General features: G+C 67.7%; 3 protein-coding genes. 1 reads left to right on the plus strand and 2 read right to left on the minus strand.

Annotation, left to right across the window (positions count from 1 at the left end; translation table 11 throughout):
* Positions 1-67 precede the first annotated feature (67 nt).
* On the plus strand, positions 68-1,060 hold the full coding sequence (locus LQV45_RS19465; RefSeq protein ID WP_230008428.1) for a hypothetical protein: 993 nt from the start codon (positions 68-70) through the stop codon (positions 1,058-1,060).
* A 106-nt stretch (positions 1,061-1,166) separates the two neighbouring features.
* Here the strand turns inward: LQV45_RS19465 and LQV45_RS19470 are convergent, their stop codons facing one another.
* Together LQV45_RS19470 and LQV45_RS19475 are read right to left on the minus strand one after the other, a co-directional pair.
* Positions 1,167-3,125 carry an NHL domain-containing thioredoxin family protein gene (locus LQV45_RS19470; RefSeq protein WP_230008429.1) on the minus strand — a complete coding sequence of 653 codons (1,959 nt, stop codon included), beginning with the start codon at positions 3,123-3,125 and terminating at the stop codon, positions 1,167-1,169.
* A partial coding sequence (locus LQV45_RS19475) for a cytochrome c oxidase assembly protein (protein ID WP_230008430.1) occupies positions 3,122-4,197 on the minus strand: 1,076 nt, incomplete at its 5' end. The genes LQV45_RS19475 and LQV45_RS19470, both read right to left, overlap by 4 nt.

The following is a 4,197-nucleotide window of genomic DNA, read 5'->3' on the forward strand; positions in this document are numbered from 1 at the left end:
CGCGTCACATATGCGGACTGTGGCACCGTGATTCCTGTGGTGTACAGGTAACGTAAGAATGGTGCAGATGAGTCAGGCGTTGGTCAAAATCGCAGCAGTGTGGCTGCTGGGACTGATGCTTGCCGTCGCCGGGGCCATCGTGTCGATCAACCTGGTGAACGACTCCATTGCCGGGCCCCAGCAGCCAGTCCGCGAATATTTGAGTGCCCTGCAAAAGGGCGATGGCGAAAAGGCGCTGGGCCTGTTGCGCGCCTCCGTGCCACAAAGCAACCCGGCGATGCTCGACGGCACGGCCCTGCAAACCGCGGCGGCACGCGTCTCCGACGTCAAGCTTGGCGCCGCGGAAGAGCGCGGTGCCAATCAGGTCATGGTGCCCATGGAGTACACAGTCGACGGCAACAAGTTGCGGACCGAGTTCCTGTTGGAGCGCTCCGGCACCGAGTGGCTGTTCTTCCACAAATGGTCTTTCGTCCCCTCTGAGCTGCCCGTCCTGGACGTCACCGTGGTCAACTCCAGCGAGGCCACCCTCAACGGCGTGCCGGTGAACATGCCCAACGGCCGCAACTCCTTCGCAGTCTTCTACCCGGGCGAGTACGAGGCGACCCTGAACGGCCAGTACTTCTCCGCCCCGGCCACCCGCGCCACCGTGTCGGCCGCGGACGCGCCTCCGGCGCCGCTGAACCTGCTGACCGAGGCCACGGGCGCCCTGAAGGAGGCCGTGAGCAGCAAGGTCAAGGAGTTCCTGGACTCCTGCGCGGACGAGGCCGACAAGCAGCAGAAGCTGCAGCCCAACTGCCCGTTCTACCACGCCACCAACAACCGCGTGATGGACGGAACTATCGACTGGAGCATCACGGACTACCCGAGCGTCAGCATCGAGCCGTTCGGCGGCCGCTGGGTGGTGGCGCCCCTCGACGGCAAAGCCCGGATCAAGGCCCGCCAACAGGATCTGTTCTCGGGCGCCGTGTCCGACATCGACTCCGTCCACGATTTCAGCTTCACGACCCGTCTGGACATCGACGGCGACACCGTCAAGCTCACGCCCCAGCTGGACTACTAGTACCCGCCGGGGCTCCGCGGCCGGACGCCCGAAGAAAGCCAAAAGGCTGCTGTCCGTGATTCAGGGTCACGGACGGCAGCCTCCGGCTCAGCCTTGGCGCAGCGGCTCAGTCCATTCCGCGCAGGTCCAGGACCAGCTCGGTGTCTCCGTCGGCCTGCAGGAGCACGGGGATTCCCCAGTCCTGCTGGTAGAGGTGGCAGGCCGCATGGTCCGGGATCTCGCCGTCGGCGTCTTCGGGCCCGTCACACGCGGCCGCGCGGGCGGTGATGTGCAGGACGCCCTCGGGGACGTCGGAGGAAAGCTCCAGGGTGCGCAGGAGCCCCACGGACGTCCCGCCGCCGGAGACCAGCAGTTCGGGGGGTGTGGACGAGATCTTCAACTGGGTGGGATCGCCCCAGCGGTCGTCCAGCTTCTGACCGGTGGGCGCCGTGAAGCGGACTGCCAGTTCGAGCGGCCCAGGCGCCACGGGGCTCTTGGGCCGGTGGGTCTGCGCCGCACCCTCGTCCACCTGCTGGGCTTCCTTCGGGATGGGCACGTACACGAGCTGGTGCTTGTTGGCCTCGACCACCACCAGCAACGGTTCGGATCCGGCGACCTGGGTGTGGTCCACAATCACGTCCGAGGGCTCGGACAGTCCGCGGGCCAGCGTGGAGACCGTGCCCGTTGCGGGGTCGTAGCGGCGGACTGCGCCGTTGTACGTGTCCGCGATGGCCACCGAACCGTCAGGGAGCACCGTGACGCCGAGCGGGTGCTGCAGCCGCGCCTCCGCGGCGGGGCCGTCGCGGAAGCCGAAGTCGAACAGGCCCTTGCCCACCGCCGACTCGACGGTGATGCTGCCCGCGTCATCAATCACGAGTTTGCGCAGGGCGGAGGTCTCGGAGTCAGCCACCCAGATGTTGCCGTCGGCGTCTTCGGCGAGGCCGGAGGACTGGGCGAACCAGGCTTCAGCGGCCGGGCCGTCCAGGAGCCCTTCGAGGCCGTTGCCGGCGATGATCTTTACGGCCCCGGAGGTCGGTTCGAAGCTGAAGATCTGGTGCACTCCCGCCATCGCGACCACCACGGCGTTGAGCTTGGTGGACCAGACGACGTCCCACGGCGAGCTCAGGGACACCGCGAGCGGGTCCGCCTCGAGCCGGGTACCGTAGGCGGCGCCTTCCTCGTCCACGCGGGCCGGGCCGGTTTCCAGCAGCCGCTGTACGCCGTTGCCGGCCAGCGTCCGGACGGTGCCGTCCGTGAGGGACAGCCCGCGGAGCCGGTGATTCACGGAGTCGGCAATGACGACGTCGTAACCGGCGTCCGCGGCGACGTCCTCGGGCAGCAGCACCAGGCCCTGCGGTTCGTTGAACCGGGCGGTGGCGGCGTTGCCGTCGGCGTGGCCCTTTTCGCCGGAGCCATAGGTGGCCAGCACGGTCTGAAAGTCGGTAGAGAGTTCCACGAGCCGGTGGTGGCCGGTGTCGGTCACCAGCCACGAGCCGTCGCCGGCGCCTCCGACGCCGCGGCCGGCGGGCAGGAACAGGGCCTTGCCCGGGAAGCGCAGTGTTCCCGACGTCGGTTCCGGCGCCACATAGGGGCCGTCGCCCCGGTGCAGGGTGCCCCTGGCTTCGTGTTCGGCGATCAGCTCGGGGATCAGCACGGCGAGGCCGTCCGCGTGGCCCTCGCCGGAGAGGTGCGCCACGATGTAGCCCTCGGGATCGATGACTACCAGGGTCGGCCAGGCCCTGGCCGTATAGGCCTTCCAGGTGTCCAGCTCGGGGTCGTCGAGGACAGGGTGGCGGATCTCGTAGCGTTCGACGGCGGCCGCCAGCGCCACGGGATCGGCCTCGTGCTCGAACTTGGGCGAATGCACGCCGACGGTCACGAGGACATCCGAGTACTGCTGCTCGAGCGGGCGGAGTTCGTCCAGGACGTGCAGGCAGTTGATGCAGCAGAACGTCCAGAAGTCCAGCAGCACGATCTTGCCGCGCAGGGATTCAAGGTCCAGGGACTTGCCACCGGTGTTAAGCCAGTTGCGGCCCACCAGTTCGGAGGCCCGGACCCGGAGGTGGGTGCGTACGGTTTCGGTCATGAGCGTCCTTCCAGCTTTGAATTGCGTTCGGCAAGCCTGGCGTCGCGCTCGGCCAGCTTGGCAAACATATCGTTGTAAGCGGTGAGATCGGCGTCGTTATTCCTGTCCGCCGCCCGGTCGGTGCGTTTGGACTCGCGCGCGTCGGAGCGGGACCACATCACGGCGACTCCGATCGCTACCAGCAGGGTTGGCACTTCGCCGATCCCCCACGCCACGGCACCGCCCATCTGTTGGTCCAGCAGGGCCGCGGGGCCCCAGGTCCGCCCCAGGTTGCCGAAGTAGTCGGCGGCCAGCAGTCCGGTGCCGCCCATGATGGCGACGCCGAAGAACGCGTGGAAGCCCATGGTGGCCAACAGGAGCAGCAGCCGCATGGGGTACGGTGCGCGGCGCGGCAACGGATCGGTGCCGATCATGGTGAGCACGAAGATGTAGCCGGTGAGGGCGAAGTGCAGGTTCATGAGTTCGTGGCCCACGTGGTCCCGCATCGCGTAGCCGAACGCGTCCGAGTAGTAGAAAAGCACGATCGAGCCGGCGAAGTTGGCGGCCGCGAACAGCGGGTGGGTCACCAGTTGCGAGAACTTGGAGTGGATGAAGATCATGAGCCACTCGCGCGGGCCGCGGGAGCTGTCGCGCCGGGGGGTCAGCGCCCGCAGTGCCAGCGTCACGGGGGCGCCGAGGACCAGGAAGATGGGGGCCACCATGGTCAGGGCCATGTGGTCCACCATGTGCGCCGAAAACAGCACCCTGCCATAGACCGACGGCGGCCCCGAGGTCACGTAGGTGAGGACCATGAGTCCGATCACCCAGTTGACCGTCCGGAACCAGGGCCACGAGTCGCCCCGCTTCAGCACCCTTCGTACGCCGAGGAGGTAGGACACCAGGCCAAATACGACGACGGCGATCCAGAGCCAGTCGAGCCGCCACTCCGTGAGCCATCGGTCCGGGGTCAGTTCCGGCGGCAGCTCGTAGCCCGAGAGGATGAAGGCAGGCGAAGCGTCGGGGGCGAAAGTGGTGGGCTGCGGCGGGGCGGAACGCCCCAGCGCGACGGCGATCCCGGACGTCGCTCCCATGA

Source organism: Microbacterium sp. Bi128 (assembly GCF_918698205.1).

Excerpts from the sequence above, each read along its gene's own strand:
- LQV45_RS19465 (WP_230008428.1), top strand. The coding sequence starts at position 68 with ATGAGTCAGGCGTTGGTCAAAATCGCAGCAGTGTGGCTGCTGGGACTG.
- LQV45_RS19470 (WP_230008429.1), bottom strand. The coding sequence starts at position 3,125 with ATGACCGAAACCGTACGCACCCACCTCCGGGTCCGGGCCTCCGAACTG.